23 protein-coding genes are annotated in these 26,673 nt (G+C 58.1%); 18 read left to right on the forward strand and 5 right to left on the reverse strand.

Annotated features, from left to right (window positions below):
• The first annotated feature begins 1 nt into the window (after window position 1).
• From bamB to ACERY3_RS10525, 4 genes are all read left to right on the forward strand, one after another.
• On the forward strand, window positions 2-1,180 hold the full coding sequence (bamB, locus tag ACERY3_RS10510) for an outer membrane protein assembly factor BamB (protein WP_008502135.1): 1,179 nt from the start codon (window positions 2-4) through the stop codon (window positions 1,178-1,180).
• A gap of 112 nt (window positions 1,181-1,292) precedes the next feature.
• Window positions 1,293-2,765 (forward strand): ribosome biogenesis GTPase Der, encoded by a 1,473-nt coding sequence (gene der, locus ACERY3_RS10515; RefSeq protein WP_023308811.1) that lies wholly within the window; start codon window positions 1,293-1,295, stop codon window positions 2,763-2,765.
• A 300-nt stretch (window positions 2,766-3,065) separates the two neighbouring features.
• Complete coding sequence (locus ACERY3_RS10520; protein ID WP_373225575.1) at window positions 3,066-4,607, forward strand: peptide MFS transporter; 1,542 nt, start codon at window positions 3,066-3,068, stop codon at window positions 4,605-4,607.
• Window positions 4,608-4,665: 58 nt separating this feature from the next.
• The gene (locus tag ACERY3_RS10525) at window positions 4,666-4,887 is read left to right on the forward strand and encodes a zinc ribbon domain-containing protein (protein ID WP_023308796.1); all 222 of its coding nucleotides are present in this window, start codon (window positions 4,666-4,668) and stop codon (window positions 4,885-4,887) included.
• On the opposite strand, the gene ACERY3_RS10530 is transcribed toward ACERY3_RS10525, so the two are convergent.
• The 3 genes from ACERY3_RS10530 to xseA are packed head-to-tail and all read right to left on the reverse strand — an operon-like array spanning window position 4,884 to window position 7,686.
• Window positions 4,884-5,234, reverse strand: a complete 351-nt coding sequence (locus tag ACERY3_RS10530) for a protealysin inhibitor emfourin (protein WP_373225576.1) — start codon at window positions 5,232-5,234, stop codon at window positions 4,884-4,886. The two genes, ACERY3_RS10525 and ACERY3_RS10530, sit on opposite strands and share 4 nt — an antisense overlap.
• Entirely contained in the window at window positions 5,235-6,254 is a 1,020-nt protein-coding gene (locus ACERY3_RS10535; protein ID WP_373225577.1) for a M4 family metallopeptidase, read from the reverse strand.
• Between the two features lie 58 nt (window positions 6,255-6,312).
• Window positions 6,313-7,686 carry an exodeoxyribonuclease VII large subunit gene (gene xseA, locus ACERY3_RS10540; RefSeq protein WP_039263732.1) on the reverse strand — a complete coding sequence of 458 codons (1,374 nt, stop codon included), beginning with the start codon at window positions 7,684-7,686 and terminating at the stop codon, window positions 6,313-6,315.
• A gap of 158 nt (window positions 7,687-7,844) precedes the next feature.
• Here xseA and guaB point away from each other — a divergent pair, with 158 nt between their 5' ends.
• Both guaB and guaA read left to right on the forward strand, forming a co-directional pair.
• Window positions 7,845-9,311 (forward strand): IMP dehydrogenase, encoded by a 1,467-nt coding sequence (guaB, locus tag ACERY3_RS10545; RefSeq protein ID WP_008502128.1) that lies wholly within the window; start codon window positions 7,845-7,847, stop codon window positions 9,309-9,311.
• A gap of 67 nt (window positions 9,312-9,378) precedes the next feature.
• On the forward strand, window positions 9,379-10,956 hold the full coding sequence (guaA, locus tag ACERY3_RS10550) for a glutamine-hydrolyzing GMP synthase (RefSeq protein ID WP_006811514.1): 1,578 nt from the start codon (window positions 9,379-9,381) through the stop codon (window positions 10,954-10,956).
• A 224-nt stretch (window positions 10,957-11,180) separates the two neighbouring features.
• Here the strand turns inward: guaA and ACERY3_RS10555 are convergent, their stop codons facing one another.
• Window positions 11,181-12,182, reverse strand: coding sequence for a hypothetical protein (locus ACERY3_RS10555; RefSeq protein ID WP_058841769.1), 1,002 nt, complete (start codon window positions 12,180-12,182; stop codon window positions 11,181-11,183).
• Window positions 12,183-12,442: 260 nt separating this feature from the next.
• Here ACERY3_RS10555 and ACERY3_RS10560 point away from each other — a divergent pair, with 260 nt between their 5' ends.
• From ACERY3_RS10560 to ACERY3_RS10575, 4 genes are all read left to right on the forward strand, one after another.
• On the forward strand, window positions 12,443-12,880 hold the full coding sequence (locus ACERY3_RS10560) for a hypothetical protein (RefSeq protein WP_058841770.1): 438 nt from the start codon (window positions 12,443-12,445) through the stop codon (window positions 12,878-12,880).
• Window positions 12,881-13,001: 121 nt separating this feature from the next.
• Window positions 13,002-13,235 (forward strand): hypothetical protein, encoded by a 234-nt coding sequence (locus ACERY3_RS10565; RefSeq protein WP_045260197.1) that lies wholly within the window; start codon window positions 13,002-13,004, stop codon window positions 13,233-13,235.
• Window positions 13,236-13,237: 2 nt separating this feature from the next.
• Entirely contained in the window at window positions 13,238-13,459 is a 222-nt protein-coding gene (gene yidD, locus ACERY3_RS10570) for a membrane protein insertion efficiency factor YidD (RefSeq protein WP_072051685.1), read from the forward strand.
• Between the two features lie 341 nt (window positions 13,460-13,800).
• The gene (locus ACERY3_RS10575; protein WP_045281143.1) at window positions 13,801-14,112 is read left to right on the forward strand and encodes a hypothetical protein; all 312 of its coding nucleotides are present in this window, start codon (window positions 13,801-13,803) and stop codon (window positions 14,110-14,112) included.
• Between the two features lie 41 nt (window positions 14,113-14,153).
• Here the strand turns inward: ACERY3_RS10575 and ACERY3_RS10580 are convergent, their stop codons facing one another.
• Entirely contained in the window at window positions 14,154-14,987 is an 834-nt protein-coding gene (locus ACERY3_RS10580; RefSeq protein WP_023333015.1) for a MurR/RpiR family transcriptional regulator, read from the reverse strand.
• A gap of 292 nt (window positions 14,988-15,279) precedes the next feature.
• Between ACERY3_RS10580 and ACERY3_RS10585 the strand changes: the two genes are divergently transcribed.
• The 8 genes from ACERY3_RS10585 to iolC all read left to right on the forward strand — a co-directional run bounded on the left by ACERY3_RS10585 (window position 15,280) and on the right by iolC (window position 26,669).
• Window positions 15,280-16,785 carry a CoA-acylating methylmalonate-semialdehyde dehydrogenase gene (locus ACERY3_RS10585; RefSeq protein WP_214586554.1) on the forward strand — a complete coding sequence of 502 codons (1,506 nt, stop codon included), beginning with the start codon at window positions 15,280-15,282 and terminating at the stop codon, window positions 16,783-16,785.
• Window positions 16,786-16,796: 11 nt separating this feature from the next.
• Entirely contained in the window at window positions 16,797-18,722 is a 1,926-nt protein-coding gene (gene iolD, locus ACERY3_RS10590) for a 3D-(3,5/4)-trihydroxycyclohexane-1,2-dione acylhydrolase (decyclizing) (RefSeq protein ID WP_058841772.1), read from the forward strand.
• 304 nt (window positions 18,723-19,026) lie between these two features.
• Complete coding sequence (gene iolG / locus ACERY3_RS10595; protein WP_038417345.1) at window positions 19,027-20,013, forward strand: inositol 2-dehydrogenase; 987 nt, start codon at window positions 19,027-19,029, stop codon at window positions 20,011-20,013.
• Between the two features lie 31 nt (window positions 20,014-20,044).
• Window positions 20,045-20,974: a substrate-binding domain-containing protein gene (locus ACERY3_RS10600; protein ID WP_033146190.1), complete on the forward strand. Its 930-nt coding sequence runs from the start codon at window positions 20,045-20,047 to the stop codon at window positions 20,972-20,974.
• A gap of 48 nt (window positions 20,975-21,022) precedes the next feature.
• Complete coding sequence (locus tag ACERY3_RS10605) at window positions 21,023-22,570, forward strand: sugar ABC transporter ATP-binding protein (protein WP_058841774.1); 1,548 nt, start codon at window positions 21,023-21,025, stop codon at window positions 22,568-22,570.
• An 11-nt stretch (window positions 22,571-22,581) separates the two neighbouring features.
• On the forward strand, window positions 22,582-23,610 hold the full coding sequence (locus ACERY3_RS10610; RefSeq protein WP_028014045.1) for an ABC transporter permease: 1,029 nt from the start codon (window positions 22,582-22,584) through the stop codon (window positions 23,608-23,610).
• 8 nt (window positions 23,611-23,618) lie between these two features.
• Complete coding sequence (locus ACERY3_RS10615) at window positions 23,619-24,752, forward strand: Gfo/Idh/MocA family protein (RefSeq protein WP_058841775.1); 1,134 nt, start codon at window positions 23,619-23,621, stop codon at window positions 24,750-24,752.
• Window positions 24,753-24,764: 12 nt separating this feature from the next.
• Complete coding sequence (iolC, locus tag ACERY3_RS10620; RefSeq protein ID WP_058841776.1) at window positions 24,765-26,669, forward strand: 5-dehydro-2-deoxygluconokinase; 1,905 nt, start codon at window positions 24,765-24,767, stop codon at window positions 26,667-26,669.
• Window positions 26,670-26,673: the final 4 nt, after the last annotated feature.

Consider the following 26,673-nt stretch of genomic DNA (forward strand, 5'->3'; position numbering starts at 1 on the left):
GATGCAATTGCGTAAATTACTTCTGCCAGGACTGCTTTCTGTTACGTTATTGAGTGGTTGTTCACTGTTCAGTGGCGAAGAAGACGTTGTGAAAATGTCCCCACTGCCGACGGTTGAAAACCAGTTTACCCCATCCACCGCGTGGGATGTCTCCGTGGGCAATGGGATTGGTGATTTCTATTCCAACCTTCATCCTGCGTATGCAGACAGCGTTGTCTATGCCGCTGACCGCAAAGGTACCGTGAAAGCGGTGAACGCCGATGACGGGAAAGAAGTATGGTCCGTTAACCTGGCGGAAAAAGACGGCTGGTTCTCCCGTAAACCTGCACTGCTCTCTGGCGGTCTAACCGTTGCCGGTGGCCATGTTTACGTGGGCAGCGAAAAAGCGCAGGTTTATGCGCTGAACAGCAGCGACGGCTCTATTGCCTGGCAAACAACCGTAGCGGGTGAATCCCTGTCTCGTCCGGTGGTGAGCGACGGTCTGGTGCTGATTCATACCAGCAACGGCCAGCTGCAGGCGCTGAACGAAGCTGACGGTCTGGTGAAATGGACCGTTAACCTGGATATGCCTGCGCTCTCTCTGCGCGGCGAATCAGCACCGGCTACCGCATTTGGTGCTGCCATTGTGGGCGGTGACAACGGTCGCGTGAGCGCCGTGCTGATGCAGCAGGGTCAGATGATCTGGCAGCAGCGTATCTCTCAGGCCACCGGCTCAACGGAAATTGACCGTCTGAGCGACGTAGACACAACGCCGGTCATTGTTAACGGTGTGGTTTACGCGCTGGCCTATAACGGCAACCTGACCGCGCTGGATCTGCGCAGCGGCCAGATCATGTGGAAACGTGAGCTGGGCTCTGTGAACGATTTCATCGTTGAGGGTAACCGCATCTATATGGTCGATCAGAACGACCGTCTGCTGGCGCTGAGCACCGAAGGCGGCGTGACGCTGTGGACGCAAAGCGATCTGCTGCACCGTCTGCTGACTGCTCCGGCACTGTACAACGGTAGCCTGGTGGTTGGCGACAGCGAAGGGTATATGCACTGGATCGATCCGGATAACGGCCGCTTTGTTGCACAGCAAAAAGTCGACAGCTCTGGCTTCCTGACCGATCCGGTTGTGGCCGACGGCAAACTGCTGATTCAGGCAAAAGACGGCACGCTGTACGCGATCACGCGTTAATTACCCGGCGGTTGTAGTATACTAAACGGCTCCTGTTCACTCAGGAGCCGTTTTGACATTTTTAAAAACGCCGCGAAAGCGACGTTATTTTGAATTTTATGAGGCTTCAAACATGGTACCTGTGGTCGCGCTTGTCGGGCGCCCTAACGTTGGAAAATCCACTCTTTTTAACCGTTTAACACGCACCCGTGATGCGCTGGTTGCGGATTTCCCGGGGCTGACGCGTGACCGTAAGTACGGTCGTGCAGAGGTGGAAGGACGCGAGTTCATCTGTATTGATACCGGTGGTATTGACGGCACAGAAGACGGCGTTGAAACCCGCATGGCGGAACAGTCGCTGCTGGCGATTGAAGAAGCGGATGTGGTGCTGTTTATGGTGGATGCGCGCGCTGGCCTGATGCCGGCGGATTCCGCTATTGCCAAGCATCTGCGTTCACGCGAAAAGCCGACCTTCCTGGTGGCGAACAAAACTGACGGCATCGATGCCGATCAGGCCGTCGCGGATTTCTGGTCTCTGGGCCTGGGTGAAATCTACCCGATTGCGGCATCGCATGGCCGTGGCGTCACCAGCCTTTTGGAAACCGTTCTGCTGCCGTGGGTTGACGAAGTAAACCCGCCGGAAGAAGTAGACGAAGACGCTGAATACTGGGCGCAGTTCGAAGACGGAGAAGAGGGCGAAGAAGAGCCTGAAGACGACTTCAACCCGCAGGATCTGCCGATCAAGCTGGCCATCGTGGGTCGTCCAAACGTAGGTAAGTCTACGCTTACTAACCGTATTCTGGGTGAAGAGCGCGTGGTCGTTTACGACATGCCGGGCACCACCCGTGACAGTATCTACATTCCTATGCAGCGCGATGAGCGTGAGTATGTCCTCATCGACACCGCCGGGGTGCGTAAGCGCGGGAAAATCACCGATGTGGTGGAAAAATTCTCCGTTATCAAAACCCTGCAGGCGATCGAAGATGCCAACGTAGTGCTGCTGGTCATCGACGCACGCGAAGGTATCTCCGATCAGGATCTCTCTCTGCTCGGCTTTATCCTCAATAGTGGGCGCTCACTGGTTATCGTGGTCAACAAGTGGGATGGCCTGAGCAATGAAGTGCGCGAGCAGGTGAAAGAGACTCTCGACTTCCGTCTGGGCTTTATCGACTTCGCCCGCGTGCACTTTATCTCTGCGCTGCACGGCAGCGGTGTGGGTAACCTGTTCGAATCCGTGCGTGAAGCGTACGACAGCTCCACCCGTCGTCAGAGCACCGCGATGCTGACCCGCATCATGAACATGGCTGCAGAAGACCATCAGCCGCCGCTGGTGCGCGGCCGTCGCGTGAAGCTGAAATATGCCCACGCCGGTGGTTATAACCCGCCAATCGTAGTTATTCACGGTAACCAGGTGAAAGACCTGCCGGATTCCTACAAGCGCTATCTGATGAACTACTTCCGTAAATCGCTGGACGTGATGGGCACGCCTATCCGTATCCAGTTCAAGGAAGGGGAAAACCCGTTTGCCAACAAGCGCAACACCCTGACGCCAAACCAGATGCGTAAGCGTAAGCGCTTGATTAAGCACATTAAGAAAAGCAAATAAGCTTTACCCGCTTCACGAAAGCCCGCGTTTATCGCGGGCTTTTTTTTGTCCAATCATACCGCCGGTTTTCTCTGTGTGAAGTCAATCACTATTCACTTTTAACCAAGTTTAAATCTAAGAAAGTAGACAATCGTCGAATTTTCATCTTAAAGTCCAGGGTCTGGTACTAGACAAAACTAGCGCCTGGTTATCAAATGGTTAACTAACTTTTCGCCGCATGTAAAAAATCGGCCAGATACGTAACTGGCCGGCGTACCTGCTGGTGTTTACAAGCACGACGACATACCTTTCGGGAGAATTATGCAATCCACTGTTAATCAAAGAGAGAGCCGAACGTTCTTCGGCCATCCGTATCCGCTCGGTTCCCTGTTCTTCACCGAGATGTGGGAGCGTTTCTCGTTTTACGGCATTCGTCCGTTACTGATCCTGTTTATGGCCGCCACCGTCTATGACGGCGGGATGGGCCTGGCGCGTGAAAACGCCTCGGCGATTGTCGGTATCTTTGCCGGTACCATGTACCTGGCCGCGCTGCCGGGCGGCTGGCTGGCGGATAACTGGCTCGGTCAGCAGAGAGCCGTCTGGTACGGTTCGATCCTGATTGCGCTCGGCCACCTGTCGATCGCGCTCTCAGCGGTGATGGGGAACAACCTGTTCTTTATCGGCCTGATGTTCATTGTGCTTGGCTCCGGGCTGTTCAAAACCTGTATCTCGGTGATGGTCGGCACCCTTTATAAAAAAGGCGACGCGCGTCGTGACGGCGGTTTCTCGCTGTTCTATATGGGCATCAACATGGGCTCGTTCATCGCGCCGCTGATTTCCGGCTGGCTGATTAAAACCCACGGCTGGCACTGGGGCTTTGGTATTGGCGGCATCGGGATGCTGGTGGCGCTGATTATCTTCCGCGTGTTTGCCGTTCCGGCAATGAAACGCTATGACGGCGAAGTCGGCCTCGACTCTACCTGGAACAGCCCGGTGGTGAAGCGTAACGGCGTGGGCGTATGGCTGCTGGCGCTGGCGGCAGGCGTGGCAACGATCGTGACGCTGATTGCGCAGGGCGTGATTGTGATTAACCCGGTCGCGGTAGCCAGCGTGCTGGTCTACGTGATTGCGGCGTCCGTAGCCCTCTACTTTATTTATCTGTTTGTCTTTGCGGGGCTGAACCGTAAAGAGCGCGCCAGGCTGTTGGTCTGCTTTATTCTGCTGATTTCCGCGGCGTTCTTCTGGTCCGCGTTTGAGCAGAAGCCAACCTCGTTCAACCTGTTTGCCAACGACTACACTAACCGCATGATTGGTGATTTTGAAATCCCGGCGGTGTGGTTCCAGTCAATCAACGCCCTGTTCATCATCCTGCTGGCACCAGTGTTTAGCTGGGCATGGCCGAAGCTCGCGAGCAAAAACATTCGTCCGAGCAGCATCACCAAGTTTGTTATTGGTATTCTGTGCGCGGCGGCAGGCTTTGGCCTGATGATGCTGGCGGCACAGAACGTGCTGAGCAGCGGTGGAGCGGGCGTGTCGCCGTTCTGGCTGGTGGGCAGTATCCTGATGCTGACGCTCGGCGAACTGTGCCTGAGTCCGATTGGCCTTGCGACCATGACGCTGCTTGCGCCGGAAAGAATGCGCGGCCAGATGATGGGGCTGTGGTTCTGCGCCAGCGCGCTGGGTAACCTGGCGGCGGGCCTGATCGGCGGCCACGTGAAGGCCGATCAGCTGGATATGCTGCCGGATCTCTTCGCGCGCTGCTCCATCGCGCTGCTGATTTGTGCCGCGGTACTGATCGTCCTTATTGTTCCGGTGCGACGCATGCTGGAAAATGCGCAGACTAAACCGGCAGCTGAAGCCTGATAATGTTCAGCCTACCGGGGCAGTTATCCTGTCCCGGTAAAACCCAACAGGAGAGAATATGTCGATTACCTGCCCGGAATGCCAGGCACCGCTGGAGCCCCAGAACGGCGTAGCGCACTGCGACAGCTGTAATAAAGATATTGCGCTTGAAGCCCGCTGCCCGGAGTGTCATCAGCCGCTCCAGGTATTAAAGGCCTGCGGGGCGGTGGACTATTTCTGCCAGAACGGCCACGGTCTTATCTCTAAAAAACGCGTGGAGTTTGTTCGGGCCGAAGGTTAATCGCAGACGCAGCATTCGCCTTTCTTCCACAGCTCGACCAGCGACTCGGGCGCTTCCTGCTCGGGCACCAGCACGATGATATCGGCGTAGTGCGCCTGATTTTGCCCGGTCCAGACAATCTGGATGCGGAAATAGCGCTGGTCGCCGCTGCCGGGTGAAGAGGCTTGCCCGGGCGGCTGACCGCGTGGAAAAGCCTGCTCCAGGATGCTCACCAGCCGCTGGCGCTGGGCCTCATTGAGCGAGGAGAGAGCGATGGTGCGCTGTCCGCTCAGCTTGGGAATAAAAGCGACGCCGCCTTCCCGGGCCAGCTCAACCACGGCGTCATCCGTCAGTTCCGGAACCTGCATTTACAACACTCCCACCTGTTCCCAGGCTTGTTTAATGGCCGCACCAGCGTCGCTGCCGGAGCGTTTCTCTCCGTGCGCGATCGTCAGTTTTGCGAAGGCCTCAAAATCCGCATCCTGCGCCAGTTTGCGATCGCAAACCGTGTCGTACCAGGCATAACCCGCTTTTTCCCAGGCGTAGCCGCCGATCGCCGTCGCGGCAAGATAAAATGCCCGGTTGGGAATGCCGGAGTTCAGATGCACGCCGCCGTTATCCTCGCGCGTTTTAATGAAATCTTTCATGTGCGCAGGCTGCGGGTCTTTGCCGAGCAGAGGATCGTCATAGGCGGTGCCGGGTTCAGACATTGAGCGCAGCCCTTTGCCGTTGATCCCTTTCGCCAGCAGCCCTTCACCAATGAGCCAGTCAGCTTTATCGGCGGTTTGCTTCAGATGGTACTGTTTGACCAGCGAGCCAAACACGTCCGACAGAGACTCGTTCAGCGCGCCCGACTGTTCAAAATAGATAAGCCCGGCTTCGGTCTCGGTCACGCCGTGGCTCAGCTCGTGCGCCACCACGTCGATGGCGATGGTAAAGCGGTTAAATATTTCCCCGTCGCCGTCGCCAAATACCATCTGCTGACCGTTCCAGAAGGCGTTCTGATATTCCCGGCCGTAATGCACGGTGCCGGTCAAAATAAGCCCTTTATTATCGAGCGAATCACGCTGATATTCTTTCCAGAAGAAATCATGGGTAATACCTAAATAATCGTAGGCTTCATCCACCGCCACATCGTCGTTCGACGGCTGGCCTTCGTAACGCACCTGCGTACCCGGCAGCTCCTGGGTTTGCTTCGCGTCGTAAATATCGCGTTCCAGCTGTCCGGCTTTATTCACGTGCGGCGCGGCGGGTTTGCCGGGCATGTGGGCCATCAGCGTCTGGACGTGGGTTAAGGTCTGACGGGCACAGCGCTGCTGCGGCTCGGAACCGCTTTCGATAATACGACGAAGAATATAAGGGGGAATAACGCTATGAAGATGGGGCATGCTGCTCTCCTTATTAAAAAAGGGAATAGCAGCAGTATAGTAAGTAACCGGCGAGGAATTATCCGGTTTTACGCTGACGCGTCTTTTTCACCGGTTTAATTGATTTCACTTCGCTTTCTACCCAGCCGTCTGAAAGACGCGTCGTCAGCACATCGCCGGTATTCACCTGTTTGGTCTGCTTCAGCACTTTGCCGTCCGTCGCCGTCGTCACGCTATAGCCGCGCGCCAGCGTGGAGAGGGGGCTGACCGCTTCAAGATGGGTCACCGCATTGCCAAAACGCTCGCGGGTGGTGCTCAGGCGCGCCCGGACAGTTTCCGCCAGACGATACTCCAGCTGCTGGATCCGCGTTTGCGCGCGATAAATTTTCGGCTGCGGGTTCTGCTGATTCAGGCGCTGGGTTACGCGCTGCTGGCGCGATACCGCGCGCTTGAGCTGCGCGTCCACCGCAAAGCTCATGCGCTGACGCAGGCGCTCCAGCACGGTCTGCTGACGCGCCAGACGCAGCTGCGGGTGCTGCTGCTGAAGACGATGATGAAGCTGGGTAAAGCGGCGGGTACGGTTGGCAAGGAAGTAGTCCATCGCCATCTCAAGACGCTGCTGGCCGTTCTGAATCTGACGCAGCAGCTCCAGCTGGTTCCGGCTGACCACTTCCGCCGCCGCGGACGGCGTAGGCGCGCGCAGATCCGCGACAAAATCGGCTATCGTTACGTCCGTTTCGTGGCCGACGGCGCTTACCACGGGGATCAGGCTTGCAAAGATTGCCCGCGCCACGCGCTCGTCGTTAAAGCTCCACAAGTCTTCCAGCGAGCCGCCGCCGCGCCCGACGATTAATACGTCGCACTCCTGACGGGCGTTCGCCAGCTCAATGGCGCGAACTATCTGGCCCGGAGCATCGTCACCCTGAACGGCGGTCGGGTAGATGATGACGGGCAGGGAAGGATCGCGACGCTTCAGCACGTGCAAAATATCGTGCAGTGCCGCACCGGTTTTCGAGGTGATGACCCCAACGCAGTGGGCGGGGGAGGGCAGCGGTTTTTTGTACTGCTGGTCGAACAGCCCTTCGGCAGAGAGCCTGGCTTTTAGCTGTTCATACTTCTGCTGCAGCAGGCCTTCGCCCGCAGGCTGCATGCTCTCGACGATGATCTGATAATCGCCGCGCGGTTCATACAGAGTGATATTGGCGCGAACCAGAACCTGCTGGCCGTGCTGAGGACGAAACGTCACGCGACGGTTGCTGTTGCGGAACATCGCGCAGCGCACCTGGGCGGTGTCGTCTTTTAAGGTAAAGTACCAGTGACCGGAGGACGGCTGCGTGAAGTTAGAGATCTCACCGCTGATCCAGACCTGCCCCATTTCCTGCTCAAGCAGCAAACGCACCGTCTGATTCAGGCGGCTGACGGTATAAATTGAGGGGGATTGAGAGGATAACATGTGAGCGGGATCAAATTCTAAATCAGCAAGTTATTCAGTCGATAGTAACCTGCTGAGAGGCAATCGCAAGCTTTTTTATAAAAAAGTGTAGATGCAATCGGTTACGCTCTGTATAATGCCACGGCAATATTTAACCACCCAGGTCAGAGATATTGCCCATGCTACGTATCGCTAAAGAAGCACTGACGTTTGACGACGTCCTCCTCGTTCCCGCTCACTCCACTGTTCTGCCGAATACTGCCGATCTCAGCACGCAGTTGACGAAAACCATTCGCCTGAACATTCCTATGCTCTCTGCGGCAATGGACACCGTGACTGAAGCGCGCCTGGCTATCGCCCTGGCACAGGAAGGTGGCATTGGCTTTATTCACAAAAACATGTCTATCGAACGTCAGGCGGAAGAAGTTCGCCGCGTGAAGAAACATGAATCCGGCATCGTGTCTGACCCACAGACCGTTCTGCCAACCACCACGCTGCACGAAGTGAAAGCCCTGACCGAACGTAACGGCTTCGCCGGTTACCCGGTGGTGACCGAAGAGAACGAACTGGTCGGTATCATCACCGGTCGTGACGTGCGTTTCGTGACTGACCTGAACCAGCCTGTCAGCGTGTACATGACGCCAAAAGAGCGTCTGGTCACCGTTCGCGAAGGTGAAACCCGCGACGTGGTGCTGGCAAAAATGCACGAAAAACGCGTTGAAAAAGCGCTGGTTGTTGACAGCAACTTCCACCTGCGCGGCATGATCACCGTTAAAGATTTCCAGAAAGCAGAACGTAAGCCTAACGCCTGTAAAGACGAGCATGGCCGTCTGCGCGTTGGCGCTGCGGTTGGCGCGGGCGCTGGTAACGAAGAGCGCGTTGACGCGCTGGTCGCTGCGGGCGTTGACGTCCTGCTGATTGACTCCTCTCACGGCCACTCCGAAGGCGTTCTGCAACGTATTCGTGATACCCGTGCCAAATACCCTGATCTGCAGATCATCGGCGGTAACGTGGCCACTGGCGCAGGCGCTCGCGCGCTGGCTGACGCTGGCTGCAGCGCGGTGAAAGTGGGTATCGGCCCTGGCTCCATCTGTACTACCCGTATCGTGACCGGCGTGGGCGTTCCGCAGATCACCGCCGTGTCTGACGCGGTTGAAGCGCTGGAAGGCACCGGTATTCCGGTTATCGCTGACGGCGGTATCCGCTTCTCAGGCGACATCGCCAAAGCGATCGCCGCGGGCGCAGCTGCCGTAATGGTAGGCTCCATGCTGGCCGGTACCGAAGAATCCCCGGGTGAAATCGAACTCTACCAGGGCCGTTCTTACAAATCTTACCGCGGTATGGGCTCCCTGGGCGCGATGTCCAAAGGCTCCTCTGACCGTTACTTCCAGACCGATAACGCCGCTGACAAACTGGTGCCGGAAGGTATCGAAGGTCGCGTTGCCTATAAAGGCCGTCTGAAAGAGATCATTCACCAGCAGATGGGCGGCCTGCGTTCCTGTATGGGTCTGACCGGCTGTGGTACCATTGACCTGCTGCGTACTAAAGCGGAATTCGTACGCATCAGCGGTGCGGGTATCCAGGAGAGCCACGTTCACGACGTGACGATCACCAAAGAGTCCCCGAACTACCGTCTGGGCTCCTGATAAGTTTCCGCGCCCGGCTTCTGCCGGGCGCTCTGTTTTTGTTTCACTTGCCTCGGAATTAGCGTCAATGACGGAAAACATTCATAAACATCGCATTCTCATCCTGGACTTCGGTTCTCAGTACACTCAGCTGGTGGCGCGTCGCGTACGTGAACTGGGCGTTTACTGTGAGCTGTGGGCGTGGGATGTCACGGAAGCACAGATTCGCGAATTCAATCCAAGCGGCATCATCCTGTCCGGCGGCCCGGAAAGCACCACCGAAGAGAACAGCCCGCGCGCGCCGCAGTACGTGTTCGAAGCTGGCGTGCCGGTATTCGGCGTTTGCTACGGTATGCAGACTATGGCAATGCAGCTGGGCGGCCACGTAGAAGGCTCTAACGAGCGCGAGTTTGGCTACGCACAGGTAGAAGTCGTCACCGACAGCGCGCTGGTGCGCGGTATCGAAGACTCCCTGACCGCAGACGGCAAACCGCTGCTGGACGTGTGGATGAGCCACGGCGACAAAGTCACCGCCATCCCGTCTGACTTCGTGACCGTTGCCAGCACCGAAAGCTGCCCGTTTGCCATCATGGCGAACGAAGAAAAACGCTTCTACGGCGTACAGTTCCACCCGGAAGTGACCCACACCCGTCAGGGTATGCGCATGCTGGAGCGCTTCGTTCGCGACATCTGTCAGTGTGAAGCTCTGTGGACCCCGGCAAAAATCATCGACGACGCCGTTGAGCGTATCCGCCAGCAGGTTGGCGATGACAAAGTGATCCTCGGCCTCTCCGGCGGCGTGGACTCCTCCGTGACCGCGATGCTGCTGCACCGCGCCATCGGTAAAAACCTGACCTGCGTCTTCGTGGACAACGGTCTGCTGCGTCTGAACGAAGCCCAGCAGGTCATGGACATGTTCGGCGACCACTTCGGTCTGAACATCGTTCACGTGGAAGGCGAGCAGCGCTTCCTGGACGCGCTGAAAGGCGAGAACGATCCGGAAGCCAAACGTAAGATCATCGGCCGCGTGTTCGTGGAAGTGTTCGACGAAGAAGCGCTGAAGCTGGAAGACGTGAAGTGGCTGGCGCAGGGCACCATCTACCCTGACGTGATCGAGTCTGCGGCCTCCGCAACAGGTAAAGCACACGTCATCAAATCTCACCACAACGTGGGCGGCCTGCCGAAAGAGATGAAGATGGGCCTGGTTGAACCGCTGCGCGAGCTGTTCAAAGACGAAGTGCGCAAGATCGGTCTGGAACTGGGTCTGCCGTACGACATGCTCTACCGTCACCCGTTCCCGGGTCCGGGTCTGGGCGTGCGCGTGCTGGGCGAAGTGAAGAAAGAGTACTGCGACCTGCTGCGTCGCGCGGACGCGATCTTCATCGAAGAGCTGCACAAAGCTGACCTGTACAACAAGGTAAGCCAGGCGTTCACCGTGTTCCTGCCGGTTCGCTCCGTCGGCGTAATGGGCGATGGCCGTAAGTACGACTGGGTTGTCTCCCTGCGTGCGGTGGAAACCATCGACTTCATGACCGCGCACTGGGCGCACCTGCCGTATGACTTCCTGGGCCGTGTGTCTAACCGCATCATCAACGAAGTGAACGGTATTTCCCGCGTGGTGTATGACATCAGCGGTAAGCCACCGGCTACGATTGAGTGGGAATGATTTAACGACTGGCAATAGCCAGCGCGTAAAAACAGTAAAGTACTCTTAGCCCGCGTAACTGCGGGCTTTTTTGTACATATAGTTGGACATTTACATTTTGAATAATGATAGCTGACCCGAAGAGCCAGTTCGGTTTTTGTGCGCTGGCTAAAATGATCACGGTTTCGTGCCATTTCGTCTAATCATCTTTACTTATTTTACTTGCACCGTATTAGGAGGGCGTTTTATTTCTTTGCAGAAAGTTTTTTACGCAGAGTGGTTGCCCGGCGCAATACACCCACTTTAGGATTCATTGCAAGTGCCTGTTCATAGGCTTCCAAAGCGTCAGATAACTGCCCAAGCGATTCAAACGACTCCCCTCTGATCCTGTGAGCTAGCGCTCCCCAGTCATATCGTTCTCGGGCTCCCTGCGTAAGAGCTGTATCAGCGACGCTCAGAGCTTTCCTGGCGCTTTCCTCGGTGGTATCCGTCTTAAGCAACTCCTGCGCGGCCATAATCTTTGTGGTGTAATCACCTTTGTCCAACTGGGCTATCTGTAGTGATTCAGCATCAAGGAACTCACCAGCGGTGGAATAACGGAAGTATCCAAGATCACGAAGATTGACGCGTAGTTGGCATAACTCTCCGTCAGCGTTTGTATCGAATAAATAGCAATCTGCCCAGGTCCCGACGGGGCGAACTGTAAACATTTGCTGTCTTTTTTGAAGATCGAGAACCTCCAAAATATTACTGTCTTTATTATCTGCATTTGCTGTCTGGACAGCTGCGTACCTGCCACATTGGGACAAACCAATATTAAAGATATTGGCGCAGTAATGCCGACGGTAGATTTCATCACCGCTGGTGTTGATAGCGATGACATCCCCGCTAAGTGCACTACCGAAACCACAATCGTGGACTATGAAACTACCGGAATCAGAAACAGCGGCATCGACAGGGCGTGCAAAACATTTTAGCTCATACACAATCCTGTCAGAGGGGTAATCGACAAGAATGACACGGCCATTGCCCTTCATCCTGTGGCCGCCAAGGCTGCCACCATCCGAATCATCGCAGCCCACCACCCAGCGCTTATCCGGCGAAATATTTGCGTGACCGAAGAAGTAAGGGTGATCCACGGTAAGCCATTTACCCTCCAGTTCCGTGTTGCGTTCATACGTAGATGAAGGTTCTCTCTTGCCAGATTGATGTCCTAAAATACTGCGTAGTTTTCTAATTAAACCCATCGCCCTGTTTCCTGTTAGCCCTGCCTGGTAGCAATATAAGCCAGGTTTGTAATAATCGTAACGGACTAACCAGAATTTATTTGACGCGCCTCGAATTCCATCATAAAAAATTCACAAGAGATATGTTTAAAAAATAAAATATTCGTGTCATGAATATTTTACCGAAATATTTAGACCATGCTCCTATTTGCGGTTGATATCACCACAAATAAAGGAGTAGCTTGTAGTAGAGAAAAAGTTATATCCAATGGAGAATGACCATGAGCACATATGAACTTGTACGCAAAGCAAAAATCGATGGTGACTTCGAAGGGTTTGATGACGAGGTTTTATTCAGGTTTGTTGACGGGACATACTGGATACAGGCGCAATACATGTACTGGTATCATTATGCCTATCGACCTGATGTCAATCTCTTACGAGCGAATGGGCGGTTTTATCTGCAGATAGATGGGAAAGACAAAGTTGTACCCGTCAGACAAATCACTGATGTCATCCAATCACGAATTGATGGCGAATTTAAAGGATGGGAAGGCGAAACCGTTTACACTCTCACTAACGGGCAGGTGTGGAAGCAATGCACCTACCACTATGAATACAAGTATTCATACAGACCGGAGGCATTAATTTACAATAGCGGAACAGGTTACAAAATGCAGGTTGAAGGTACTACAGCAGATGTGCGAAGAGTTAAGTAAAGCAATCACTGTGCACAGAGCCAGCTTATGCAAATAATAAATGTCCAGCGGCATTTAACGCCTCTGTCGCTATTCCTGGCAGAGCGAATAATCAGCCACCGTTAACAACAAGGTTAATCTAATGTTTCAGTACAAAATGGTCCAGGTTCCACCCAACATTTCAGTCAGGGCTAAAGACAACAAAATCGGTATTGCTGCGCAATACCTTGAGGACGTGGTCAACGAGTGGGCAGCGCAGGGCTGGGAATTTCAGCGAGTTGATACTATCGGTATTGAAGAACGACCGGGCTGTTTTGGCGGCAGTAAGGTCAAATTTATGCAGTACTATGTTATTACCTTCAGGAAAGAGGTGTAACTGTGCTGCGTAGTCTGAGCTTCTGGCTGATACTGCTTTACCGCAAACATGCACCAGACAGCGTCAGACGGCGCTGTCGCTATCACCCTTCATGTTCAAAATATACGTTTGTCAGCATCAAGCGCTTTGGTTTCTGCCGGGGATGGAAAATTGCATTCAAGCGTTTTCAGCGCTGCAGGCCGCCGAACGGTGGAATCGATTATCCACCACACCGTTGTCACTGAGTGAGCTAGCTTTCGGATGTCCTGCTAAGCGTCACGTCTGGTCACAATGAATAATGCTGTACCAGAACGATTAAGAATAAAATAAGTTCTCCCGCAGCCTTATGGCGCTGGCGGTGATTACTTAGACGGATGATTTATCTACCTCATAAGTGCTGCCATTGCATTCACCGGTAATCAACAAAGCCGGGCTAAAGTGGATAGGCAATATGCAAAGTTATTTAGATACAGGAATGCATTTCCTGCGCCTCGCTGCGTAAAGTAGAGCAGAGTTCCTAGATAAGAATTCAGCCAAACATTATGGTGGCCTGATGAATCTGGTTCCCCAATAACATGGAGTCTCTATGGAATATTTTGAAGCTAAATTATATTTATTAGGAAAGTGGCGAATTATTGCATTATTACTTAATGCTATGCTTTTCCTTGGTAGTTGCTACGGTTTGTACCTCACGGGGATCTTTACAAGGTCATGGTATAATGAAGGTAATGCTGCGGTGTGCTTATTGATTATGTTTACCTCGGCATTAAGCATCATGTCTATCAATCAGCCAGTCATTATGGATAAGACTGATGACGAGGCATCTTCATTGCTATCTTTATGGTGGAAACGAAAGAAGCTCGAACATTTATCAAAAATAAAAGAATATAAAAAATAACGTAAAGTCTGCGGCCCGGCGTGCCGGGCCGGAGGCGTGAACTATTTTCCGCTGTTATCCCGGCGATACGCCAGCGCCACCACCAGCGACTGCACCAGGCACAGCGTTGCCGACTGAGACCGGAACGCATCCACCTGTGCCTCTTTCACCACAAAGCAGAGATCGCTGAACGTCGCCAGCGGGCTGATCTGGCTGTCCGTAATCACGATCTGCCGCGCGCCGACGCTGGCGGCGGTTTCGCTGACCATCACCGTCTCTTCCGCGTACGGCGAGAAGCTGATCGACACCACGATGTCGCGCGCCTTAATGCGGCTAATCTGCTCGCGCAGCATCCCGCCCATGCCGTCGAGCAGGATAGGGCGGCACTCGAGGTGACTCAGGGCGTAGGTCAGATACGCGGCGACGCTAAAGGAGCGGCGCAGTCCGGCGATGTAGATGGTGTCGGCGTCGGCCAGCAGCTGTACCGCGCGCTCCAGCATTTCCGGCTCGGCGCGGGCGGCCAGCTGCTGCAGCGCCTGCGCGTTCGAGCGGGCGAACTCCTGCAGAATATCGAGCGGCGTTTCCGGCACTGCCTCGCTCTCCATCTCGCGGAACAGCCGGGCGCGGTCGCTGTAGCTGGCGGTCTCCTCCACCAGGTTCATGCGAAACAGCTGTTTCATTTCGTTGAAGCCGGTGAAGTCAAAGGCGTTGGCAAAGCGGATCAGCGTCGAGGGCGGCACGTCGGCGCGCTCGGCAATGACGGCAACCGTATCAAAGGCCACGCTGTTGGTGTTATCCAGCACGTAGCGGGAGACCTGCTGCAGCCTCTTGCTCAGGCTATCGTAGCGATCGCGGATTTGCTGCTGCAGTTCGTTCAGGCTGGTTGCTGTCGTCATCTTATCCCCCAAATACAGTCTTATGATTCTAAACGCAAAACCGCGTCTTTTAAATGTCGGCCATCCATCTGGCAGCAAAAATGAAACAGAAACTTCAGTCATTTCCTCGCCCGAAATCCCTTAATAGCGCACGCTGCGTCAGTGTTGTTGGCTGTTAACATAAAAATCCATCCTTGATCACAATAATCATCATTTATTTTATTTCAACTTAAAATGGAATATTTGTTTCATATATAGTGTTCAGTACACAGTGTTCAGTTAACAGTCACGTATCAACAGCGAGAGGTTAAGGATGGAGACGGTAGCGAATTTTATTCACGGCGAATGTGTCACCGGTTCAGGCCAGCGCGTTCAGGCGATCTTCAACCCGGCCACCGGCGAGCAGATCCGCCAGGTGGTGATGAGTACGGCGCAGGAAACCGAACAGGCGATTGCCGCCGCGCAGCAGGCGTTTCCGGCGTGGGCGCGTCATGCTCCGCTGAAGCGCGCGCGCGTGATGTTCCGCTTCAAGGCGCTACTGGAAGAGAACATGGAGCGCCTGGCCCGCATCATCAGCGAAGAGCACGGCAAGGTCTTCTCCGACGCGGTGGGCGAACTGACCCGCGGCCTGGAGGTGGTGGAATTTGCCTGCGGCATCCCGCACCTGCAAAAGGGTGAACACTCTGCGAACGTCGGCACGGGCGTCGACAGCCACTCGCTGATGCAGCCGCTCGGCGTCTGCGCCGGGATCACGCCGTTTAACTTCCCGGCGATGGTGCCGATGTGGATGTTCCCGGTTGCGCTGGCGACCGGCAACACCTTCGTGCTGAAACCGTCGGAAAAAGATCCTTCTCTGGCGCTGGCGCTGGCGCAGCTGCTGAAAGAGGCCGGCCTGCCGGACGGCGTGTTCAACGTGGTGCAGGGCGATAAGGAGTCTGTTGACGTGCTCCTGACCGACCCACGCGTGCAGGCGGTGAGCTTTGTCGGCTCCACGCCGATTGCGGAATACATTTACCAGACCGCGTCCGCCCACGGAAAGCGCTGCCAGGCGCTGGGCGGCGCGAAAAACCACTGCATCCTGATGCCGGATGCCGACATGGAGATGGCGACCAACGCCATCATGGGCGCGGCCTACGGCGCGGCGGGGGAACGCTGCATGGCGCTCTCGGTGGTGCTGGCGGTGGGGGATAAAACCGCCGATGACCTCTGCGCCCGGCTGGAAAAACAGATTGCCGCGCTGCGCGTCGGGCCGGGCCTGGACCAGTCGCCGGAAAACGAAATGGGGCCGCTCATCTCCTCCGTACACCGCAGCAAGGTGCTGGGCTACATCGACAGCGGCGAGTCGCAGGGAGCGAAACTTCGCGTGGACGGTCGCGGCTTCAGCGTGAAGGGGCACGAGCAGGGCTACTTCGTCGGGCCGACGCTGTTCGATAACGTCACCCCGGAGATGACCATCTATAAAGAAGAGATTTTTGGCCCGGTGCTTTCTGTGGTGCGCGTAGCAGATTACGCCAGCGCGGTGGCTCTGATTAACCGCCATGAATATGGTAATGGTTCGGCGATCTTCACCCGTGACGGCGGCTGCGCGCGCCGCTTCTGCGAAGAGGTGCAGGCGGGCATGGTGGGGGTCAACGTGCCGATCCCGGTGCCGATGGCATTCCACAGCTTCGGCGGCTGGAAGCGTTCCATCTTTGGCGCGCTCAACGTTCACGGCAGCGACGGCGTGCGCTTCTACACCCGAATGAAAACCATCACCGCGCGCTGGCCGGAAATGCAGCAGGAGACAGGCGCTGCGTTCTCTATGCCAACGCTGGGCTGACAGGAGGTTTTATGCAAACCGAACGTATGACCATGGCCCAGGCGCTGGTCCGGTTCCTTAATCAACAGTACGTCAGCGTGGACGGTGACGAAACGCCCTTCGTGGAGGGCGTGGCGACCATCTTTGGGCACGGCAACGTGCTCGGTATCGGCCAGGCGCTGGAGCAGGACCCGGGCCATCTGCAGGTGATGCAGGGCTGCAACGAGCAGGGTATCGCCCATATGGCGACGGGATTCGCCAAACAGCACCGCCGTCAGCGCATTTTTGCCGTCACCTCCTCCGTCGGGCCGGGCGCCGCCAATATGGTCACGGCGGCGGCCACCGCCACGGCGAACCGCATCCCGCTCCTGCTGCTGCCGGGCGATATCTACGCCAGCCGCCAGCCGGACCCGGTGCTGCAGCAGATCGAGCAGTATCACGATCTCAGCATCAGCACCAACGACTGCTTCCGTCCGGTCTCCCGCTACTGGGACCGCATCAACCGCCCCGAGCAGCTGATGAGCGCGATGCTAAGCGCGATGCGAACGCTTACTGACCCCGCCAATACCGGCGCGGTGACCATCTGCCTGCCGCAGGACGTGCAGGGAGAGGCCTGGGACTACCCGCTGAGCTTCTTCGCGCGTCGCGTGCACCACATCGAACGCCGTCCGCCCGATCCGCAGCGTCTGGCGCAGGCGCGGGCGCTGATCGCCCGCAAGCGTCGTCCGCTGGTGGTGTGCGGCGGCGGCGTGCGCTATTCCGGCGCGCATGAGGCGTTTCGCGAATTTGTCGAAACGCTGCGGCTGCCGTTTGCCGAAACCCAGGCCGGAAAGGGAGCGCTGGTAAGTGACCACCCACTTAACCTGGGCGGCATAGGTGTGACGGGCGGAATGGCCGCCAACCAGCTCGCGCCGCAGGCCGATTTAGTGATTGGCGTCGGCACGCGCCTTACCGACTTTACTACCGGCTCCAAGGCGCTCTTTTCCCATCCGGACGTCGAATTCCTGCTGCTGAACGTGGCCGAGTTTGACGCCCTGAAGCTGGACGCCACCGCGCTGATTGCCGATGCCCAAACCGGGCTCCAGGCCTTGACCCACGCGCTCGGGGATTACCGCAGCGGCTGGGGAGAGGCGATCGCTCAGGCGAAGTCTGCCTGGCGCGACGAGTGCCGCCGCCTGTGGGATCGCCAGTGGCGTCCTGACGACGCGCCCGAAGTGGCGGGGCACCTGGATGCGCAGCTGGCGGAATACGGCGAGGCGCTTAACACCCGCCTGACCCAGACGCGGGTGCTGGGGCTGATCAACCAGCATGTTGAAGATAACGCCATCGTGGTGGGCGCGGCCGGTTCGCTGCCGGGGGATTTACAGCGCCTCTGGCAGGTCAAAATGCCGGACAGCTATCACCTGGAGTACGGCTACTCCTGCATGGGCTACGAGATTGCGGCGGCCATCGGCGCGAAGCTCGCCAGACCCGAGCAGCCGGTGTACGCCATGGTGGGGGATGGCTCCTACATGATGCTGCACTCCGAGCTGCAAACCGCCGTTCAGGAGGGCATTAAGGTCACCGTTCTGCTGTTTGATAACGCCAGCTTCGGCTGCATTAATAACCTGCAGATGGGGCACGGCATGGGCAGCTTTGGCACCGAAAACCGCCACCGCAACCCGGAAACCGGGCGTCTCGACGGGCCGCTGGTGAAGGTCGACTTTGCGCAAAACGCGGAGAGCTACGGCTGCCGCGCGTGGCGGGTGAACGATGAGCAAAGCCTGCTGGCGGCGCTTGTGGCGTCGCGGGCGCATCCGGGCCCGACGCTGCTGGACATCAAGGTGCTGCCGAAGACCATGACCCACGACTACGCCTCGTGGTGGCGAACCGGTGACGCGCAGGTGGCGGCGTCGTCTGCCGTGCGTGAGGCCGCTGAGCAAACGCAGGCGCAGGTGAAAAAAGCCCGTCAGTATTAAGTTTTCCTGCCGTAACGAAATTTTCATTTCATTTTTGTTTTCCCCTCACCCTAACCCTCTCCCGCAGGGAGAGGGGACGGATCGGTGCGGTTTTTTACTCCCTCTCCCTGAGGGAGAGGGCCGGGGTGAGGGGAGTTGCCGCATGTCCACTCATGTTGTGAGATTGATAACAAAATTTATCTCATTCATCTCAAAAGTGTTAACCCGCACTCAAAAACATAATTTTCACTATTTATAAAAATGAAATAAATGTTTTATTTATAGAGTCGTTAGTTCACAGCATTCACCAACACCGGGAGCCGTTATGTTTAACATTGCTTTACTGGGCGCTGGCCGAATCGGCCAGGTACATGCAGCTAACATCGCCAGCCACGGCGCGACCACGCTCTGGTCCGTGGTTGACCCGAATCAGGAATTTGCCACCCGTCTCGCCGCGCAGTATCAGGCCCGCCAGCAGAGCCTGAACGAGGCGATGACCGACCCTAACGTTCACGCCGTGCTGATCGCCTCCGCCACCGACACCCACGCGGATCTGATTGAAATGGCCGCCCGCCACGGCAAGGCCATCTTCTGCGAAAAGCCGGTACACCTTGACCTCGCCCGCGTGCGCGACTGCCTGAAGGTAGTCAAAGAGTACGACGTGCCGCTGTTCATTGGCTTTAACCGCCGCTTTGACCCGCAGTTTCGCCGCGTGAAAACCGACGCGCAGGCCGGGCGCATAGGCAAACCGGAATCGCTGCTCATCATCTCCCGCGATCCGTCTCCGCCGCCTGCTGAGTACGTGCGCGTCTCCGGCGGCATGTTCCGCGATATGACTATTCACGACTTTGACATGGCGCGCTTCATCATGGGCGAAGAGCCGGTGTCGGTGTATGCCCAGGGCAGCAACCTGGTGGATCCGGCGATTGGCGAGGCGGGGGATATCGATACCGCGTTTATCGTTCTGAAATATGCCTCCGGCGCGATGGCGACCATCGTCAACAGCCGCCGTTCATCTTACGGCTACGACCAGCGCCTGGAGCTGCACGGCTCCGAAGGGCTGCTGTGCGCGGGCAACATTCTGGAAAACCAGGTGCAGCACTACGGCAAACAGGGCTGCACCAGCGCGCTGCCGGAACACTTCTTCCTGCAGCGCTACAAATCCGCCTACGCCGCGGAATGGGAACACTTTGTTGCGGTCCTGCGCGGCGAAGCGGTGCCTGACTGCAGCGGCGATGATGGTGAACGTGCGCTGTACCTTGCGGATAAAGCGCTGGAGTCACTGCGCAGCCAGCGCGAGATCGTCCTCTAAACACAACAACCCTACACAGAGAGACATAATAATGAAAAAACTGATCGTAGCCGCCCTCATCGCCATGACGTCCGGGGCCGCCCTCGCCGAAAACGAGCAAATCGTTTTCAGTACGCCAAACCTGGCCATGCCGTTTGAAGTTCACATGCAGCGCACGGCGGTGAAAGCCGCAAAAGAGATGGGCGTGAAGCTTCAGGTGCTGGACGGGCAGGGCAGCTCGCCGAAGCAGGTAGCTGACCTGGAAAACGCCATCACCCGCGGGGCGCAGGGCTTTATCGTCTCCCCGAACGACGTGAACGCGGTCTCCAGCGCGGTGGATGAGATTCAGGATGCGAAGCTGCCGATCGTCACCCTTGACCGCTCCGTCGACAGCCAGAAGAAAGTGCCGCACTTCGGCGCCAACAACTACAAGGGCGGCCAGGCGGTTGGCGACTTCGTTAAAACCAAATTCCCCGACGGCGCGGACATCATTCTCCTCACCGGCCAGCCGGGCTCCTCTTCCAACATTGAACGCACCAAAGGGATCCGCGACAGCCTGAAGGCGGGCGGGGATAAGTACAAGATCGTCGCCGATCAGACCGGCAACTGGATGCGTTCTGAAGGGATGCGCATCGTTGAAAGCGTGCTGCCTTCGCTGCCGAAGCGCCCGCAGGTGATCCTCTCCGCCAACGACGATATGGCGCTGGGCGCGATTGAAGCGCTGCAGAGCCAGGGCGTGAAGCCGGGCGAAATCCTCGTGACCGGGTTTGATGCGGTGCCGGAAGCGCTGGCCCGCGTGCGCGACGGCTGGCTGGCGGTAACGGCGGATCAGCGTCCGGGCTTTGCGGTGCAGACGGCGATGAGCCAGCTGGTGGCCAACGTGCGCGAGAAGAAAGCCATCACCGGGGCCGACTACCCGCCGACGCTGATCACCAAAGAGAACCTGCAGCAGGCTGAGCGTATCGGTGAGGCCGGTAACTAATATGTCCCGAGCCGCCTCTGGCGGCTCATCATGAGGAGGAGCAGACTGATGTCGCAACCCTTACTGAAAGTGACCGACCTGGCAAAAAGCTTTTCCGGCGTCTGGGCGCTGAGCAGCGCTCAGCTGACCGTCGGCAGCGGCGAAATTCACGCCCTGCTGGGGGAAAACGGGGCGGGAAAATCCACGCTGCTGAAGGCGCTCGCGGGCGCGCAGCCGCAAACGCGCGGGGATATCTGGTTCAACGGCGAAACGCTGCCGGTGGACGACTCCCCGGTGGCGCGCCAGAACAAGGGCATTATCACCATCTATCAGGAATTCAACCTGCTGCCCAACATGACCGTCGCGGAAAACATGTTTCTCGGTCGCGAGCCGCGCAGGCGTAACCTGATCGTCGACGAAAGGGCGGTCAACCAGGAGGCGCAGGTCATTCTCGATTACCTCCAGCTGAACGTTGCGCCGACCACGCCTGTCGCCCGCCTGAGCGTCGCCCAGCAGCAGATGGTGGAGATCGCCCGGGCGCTGACCCTCAATGCCCGGTTAATCATTATGGACGAACCTTCCGCCGCGCTGAGCGACAGCGAGGTGGAAAGCCTGCACCGCGTGGTGCGGGAGCTTAAAAACCGCGGCGTGAGCATTATTTACGTTACCCACCGTCTGCACGAAGTTTTCCAGCTCTGCGATCGCTTCACCGTTTTCCAGGACGGCCGCTTTACCGGCACCGGCGCGGTGGCGGAGACCAACGTCGAACAGCTGATCCGTCTGATGGTCGGGCGCGACGTGGCCTTTAACCGCCGTCCGGCCAGCGAAACCCATCATGAAGACAAACCCGTCCGCCTGGCGGTGAAGGGGCTGAGCCGCGAAAAGCCGCCGCTGGATCCGCACGGCATCGCCCTGCACGACATCAGCTTCCACGTCCATGCCGGGGAAGTTCTGGGCATTGCCGGGCTGGTGGGCGCGGGACGTACCGAGGTGGCGCGCTGTCTGTTTGGCGCAGACGCCTTTACCTCCGGGAGCTTTGAGCTGGACGGCGTGCCGTACCAGCCGCGCGACCCGCTGTATGCCCTCGATCAGGGCGTGGCGCTGGTGCCGGAAGACCGCAAAAAAGAGGGGGCGGTGCTGGGGCTGTCGATCCGCGACAACCTGTCGCTCTCCTGTCTCTCCTCGCTGCTGCAGTGGTGCTGGTTCGTGAACACCCGCAGAGAGGACGATCTGATTGAGTCCTACCGCAAGGCGCTGCAGATCAAAATGGTCAACAGCGCGCAGGAGGTGCGCAAGCTCTCCGGCGGCAACCAGCAAAAGGTGATCCTCGCGCGCTGCATGGCGCTCAACCCGCGGGTGCTGATCGTCGATGAGCCGACGCGCGGCATCGACGTGGGGACCAAATCGGAAGTGCACCAGGTGCTGTTTGACATGGCGAAAAAGGGCGTGGCGGTGATCGTGATCTCCTCCGATCTGCCTGAGGTGATGGCGGTGTCTGACCGGATCATCACCCTCAGCGAAGGCCGGGTGACCGGCGAGATCCACGGCGACGACGCTAACGAAGAACGGCTGATGACGATGATGGCCATCAACCACAACGCCCTGAACGCGGCATAACGGAGTTTCTCATGACGCAGATGATTTCTAAAACGCAGGCCCCGGTAAAACGCGCCGGACGCATCGATCCCATCGCCTTTTTCGAGCGCTTCGGGGTGCTGATTTTCATGATCCTGCTGCTGATCTTCTTCCAGTCGCAGAACAGCAACTTTTTCTCTGAACGCAATATTTTCAACATCCTGACCGAAGTGTCCATCTACGGGATCATGGCCGTGGGGATGACCTTCGTCATTCTCACCGCCGGGATCGACCTCTCCGTGGGCTCCATTCTGGCGGTGTGCGCCATGACCGCGGCGTACGTGATTAAAGGCGATAACTTCACCACCGTCGACCCGAACGCCTGGGGCGGCATGAGCTGGCTGATCGGGCTGGGAATTTGTCTGGCGATGGGTACGGCGATTGGCTTCCTGCACGGCCTGGGCGTCACCCGCCTGCGCCTGCCGCCGTTCATCGTCACCCTCGGCGGGATGACCATCTGGCGCGGCCTGACGCTGGTGATTAACGACGGTGCGCCGATTGCCGGTTTCGACCCTGGCTACCGCTGGTGGGGACGCGGGGAGCTGCTCGGCATATCTATTCCTATCTGGATCTTCGCCATCGTCGCCGTCGGCGGCTATCTGGCGCTGCATAAAACCCGCTGGGGCCGCTTTGTCTACGCCATCGGCGGCAACCCGGAGGCGGCGCGGCTGGCGGGGGTGAACGTCAAACGCGTGCTGGTCAGCGTCTACGTGCTGATTGGCTGTCTGGCGGGGCTGGCGGGCTTCATCCTGAGCGCACGTCTGGGAAGCGCCGAGGCGGTGGCCGGGATCTCCTTTGAGCTGCGCGTCATCGCCTCGGTGGTGATCGGCGGCACCTCGCTGATGGGCGGCTACGGGCGCATCGGCGGCACCATTATCGGCTCCATCATTATGGGCATTCTGATTAACGGCCTGGTGCTGATGAACGTCTCGGCCTACTACCAGCAGATTATCACCGGATTAATTATCGTTCTGGCGGTGGCATTCGATACCTATGCCAAAAGCCGTCGCGGCGCACTGTGAGGATCACGATGAAAGAGGTTCGTATTGGATTAATTGGCACCGGGTATATCGGCAAGGCGCACGCTATCGCCTATGCCCAGGCCCCGACGGTGTTCAACCTGCGCGGCAGGCTGGTGCGCGAGATGGTGGCGGAAGTCACGCCGGAGCTGGCGGCAGCGCGCGCGCAGGCGTTTGGCTTCAGCCGCTCCACCGGGGACTGGCGGGCGCTGGTGGCCGACCCGGCCATTGACGTGGTGGATATTTGTTCCCCCAACCATCTGCATAAGGAGATGGCGCTGGAGGCGATCCGCCACGGCAAGCATGTGTACTCGGAAAAGCCGCTGGCGCTGAACGCCCACGACGCGCGTGAAATGGTTGAGGCTGCACAGCGGGCAGGAGTGAAAACGCTGGTGGGGTTCAACTACATGAAGAACCCGACGGCGCAGCTGGCGAAGGAGATTATCGCGCGAGGCGAAATTGGCGAGGTGATCCACTTCTACGGCACCCACAACGAAGACTATATGGCCGACCCGCTTTCGCCCATTCACTGGCACTGCTTCAAAGAGACCGCCGGGCTGGGGGCGCTGGGCGACCTCGCGGCGCATATCGTCAACATGGCCCAGTACCTGGTCGGGGAGATCGAGCAGGTCTGCGGCGATCTGAAGATCGTGGTCCCGGCGCGCCCGGCGAAGGCCGGATCGTCAGAGATGATCGCCGTCGAAAACGAGGATCAGGCTCACGCGATGGTGCGTTTTGCGGGCGGGGCGCAGGGCGTGATTGAAACCTCCCGCGTTGCCTGCGGCCGCAAGATGGGGCTGTCGTACGTTATCACCGGAACGAAAGGCGCCATCAGCTTCACCCAGGAGCGCATGGCCGAGCTGAAGCTTTATCTGCATGACGATCCGGTGAACCGCCAGGGGTTCCGCACCCTACTCGTCGGCCCCGCGCACCCGGACTACGCCGCGTTCTGCATGGGCGCGGGCCACGGGATTGGCTTTAACGATCAAAAAACGGTGGAGGTGCGCGACCTGGTGGACGGGATTGCCGCCGATGCGCCGATGTGGCCGGACTTCGAAGAGGGCTGGAAGGTGTCGCGCGTGCTGGACGCGATTGCGCTCTCGCACCGGGAAGGCCGCTGGCTGAACGTGAACGACATTGTCTGATGAGGTATCAACGTGGAAAAGCAGTTTGATGTGATATGCATGGGCCGCGTGGCGGTAGACCTCTACAGTCAGCAGATTGGTGCGCGTCTGGAGGATGTATCGAGCTTCGCCAAATATCTCGGCGGGTCGTCCGGCAACGTGGCGTACGGCACCGCGCGTCAGGGTTTACGTTCGTCGATGCTGGCGCGCGTCGGCGATGAACATATGGGCCGCTTCCTGCGGGAAGAGCTCAACCAGGTGGGCTGCGATACCAGCCATCTGATTACCGATAAACAACGCCTCACGGCGCTGGTGCTCCTCGGCATTAAAGACCGGGACACCTTTCCACTGATTTTTTATCGCGATAACTGCGCGGACATGGCGATTACCGCCAGCGATGTGGACGAAAGCTACATTGCCTCCGCACGTTGTCTTGCCATCACCGGGACTCACCTTTCTCATCCGCAGACCCGCGAGGCGGTGCTGACGGCGCTGGGCTATGCCCGCCGTCATGGCGTGCGCACGGTGCTGGACATCGACTATCGTCCGGTGCTGTGGGGGCTAACCTCCTTAGGCGACGGCGAAACGCGTTTTATCGCCGCCGAGAAGGTCACCCGCGAGCTGCAGGAGGTGCTGCACCTCTTCGACGTCATTGTCGGCACCGAAGAGGAGTTTCACATTGCGGGCGGCAGCACGGATACCCTGCAGGCGCTGGGGCAGGTGCGTGCCGTCAGTGACGCAGCGCTGGTCTGCAAGCGCGGCGCACTCGGCTGCTCGGTCTATACCGACGCTATTCCGTCCCGGCTGGACGACGGCCTGACGGTGACCGGCGTGCGCGTGGAGGTGCTGAACGTCCTCGGGGCGGGGGACGCGTTTATGTCCGGCCTGCTGCGCGGCTACCTGAACGACGAAGGCTGGGAGCAGGCGTGCCGCTACGCCAACGCCTGCGGCGCGCTGGTGGTTTCGCGCCACGGCTGCGCCCCGGCGATGCCGAGCAAAATCGAGCTGGATGACTATCTTTCCCGCGCCGCGAACGTGCCGCGCCCGGATCTCGACCCGCGTCTTAACCATCTCCACCGGGTGACCACCCGCCGCCGCGAATGGCCGGAGCTGTGTGTGATGGCCTTCGACCACCGCAGCCAGCTTGAGGATATGGCGATGCAGTGCGGCGCGTCGCTTAAGCGCATTCCGGCGCTGAAGCAGCTGATCCTGCAGGCCAGCCGCGAGGCGGCGAGCCGCGCCGGGCTGGAGGGCAAAGCCGGTCTTCTGTGCGACGGCACCTTTGGTCAGGACGCGCTGAACGCCATCACCGGGGAAGGGTGGTGGATTGGTCGTCCCATCGAGCTGCCGGGTTCCCGGCCGCTGGAGATGGAGCACGGCAACATCGGCACCCAGCTTATCAGCTGGCCGCAGGAGCACGTGGTGAAGTGCCTGGTCTTTTTCCACCCGGAAGATGCCCACGGCCTGCGCCTGGAGCAGGAGCAGAAAATCGCCGAGGTGTACCACGCCTGCTGCCGGTCCGGGCACGAGCTGCTGCTTGAGGTGATCCTGCCTGCGACCATGCCGCGCAGCGACGAGCTCTACCTGCGCGCCATCTCCCGCTTCTACAACCTCGGCATTTACCCGGACTGGTGGAAGCTGCCGCCGCTCTCCGCCGACGGCTGGACGGCGCTGAGCGAGATTATCGAACGCCGGGACCCGCACTGCCGCGGGGTGGTGATCCTCGGCCTGGACGCCCCGGCGGAACAGCTGCGCGCCGACTTCAAAGCCGCAGCGGGGCAGACGGTAGTGAAAGGCTTCGCCGTGGGGCGCACGCTGTTTGGCGATGCCTCCCGCGCGTGGCTGAAGCACGATATTGACGATGCGCAGCTGGTGGCGCGCATCCGGGACAACTACCTGCAGCTTATCGCCTGGTGGCGCGAGCGCGGACACGCATAATGGA

This window comes from Enterobacter cloacae complex sp. ESBL7, assembly GCF_041679625.1.
In the GTDB taxonomy this organism is placed as follows: Bacteria; Pseudomonadota; Gammaproteobacteria; order Enterobacterales; family Enterobacteriaceae; genus Enterobacter; species Enterobacter asburiae_B.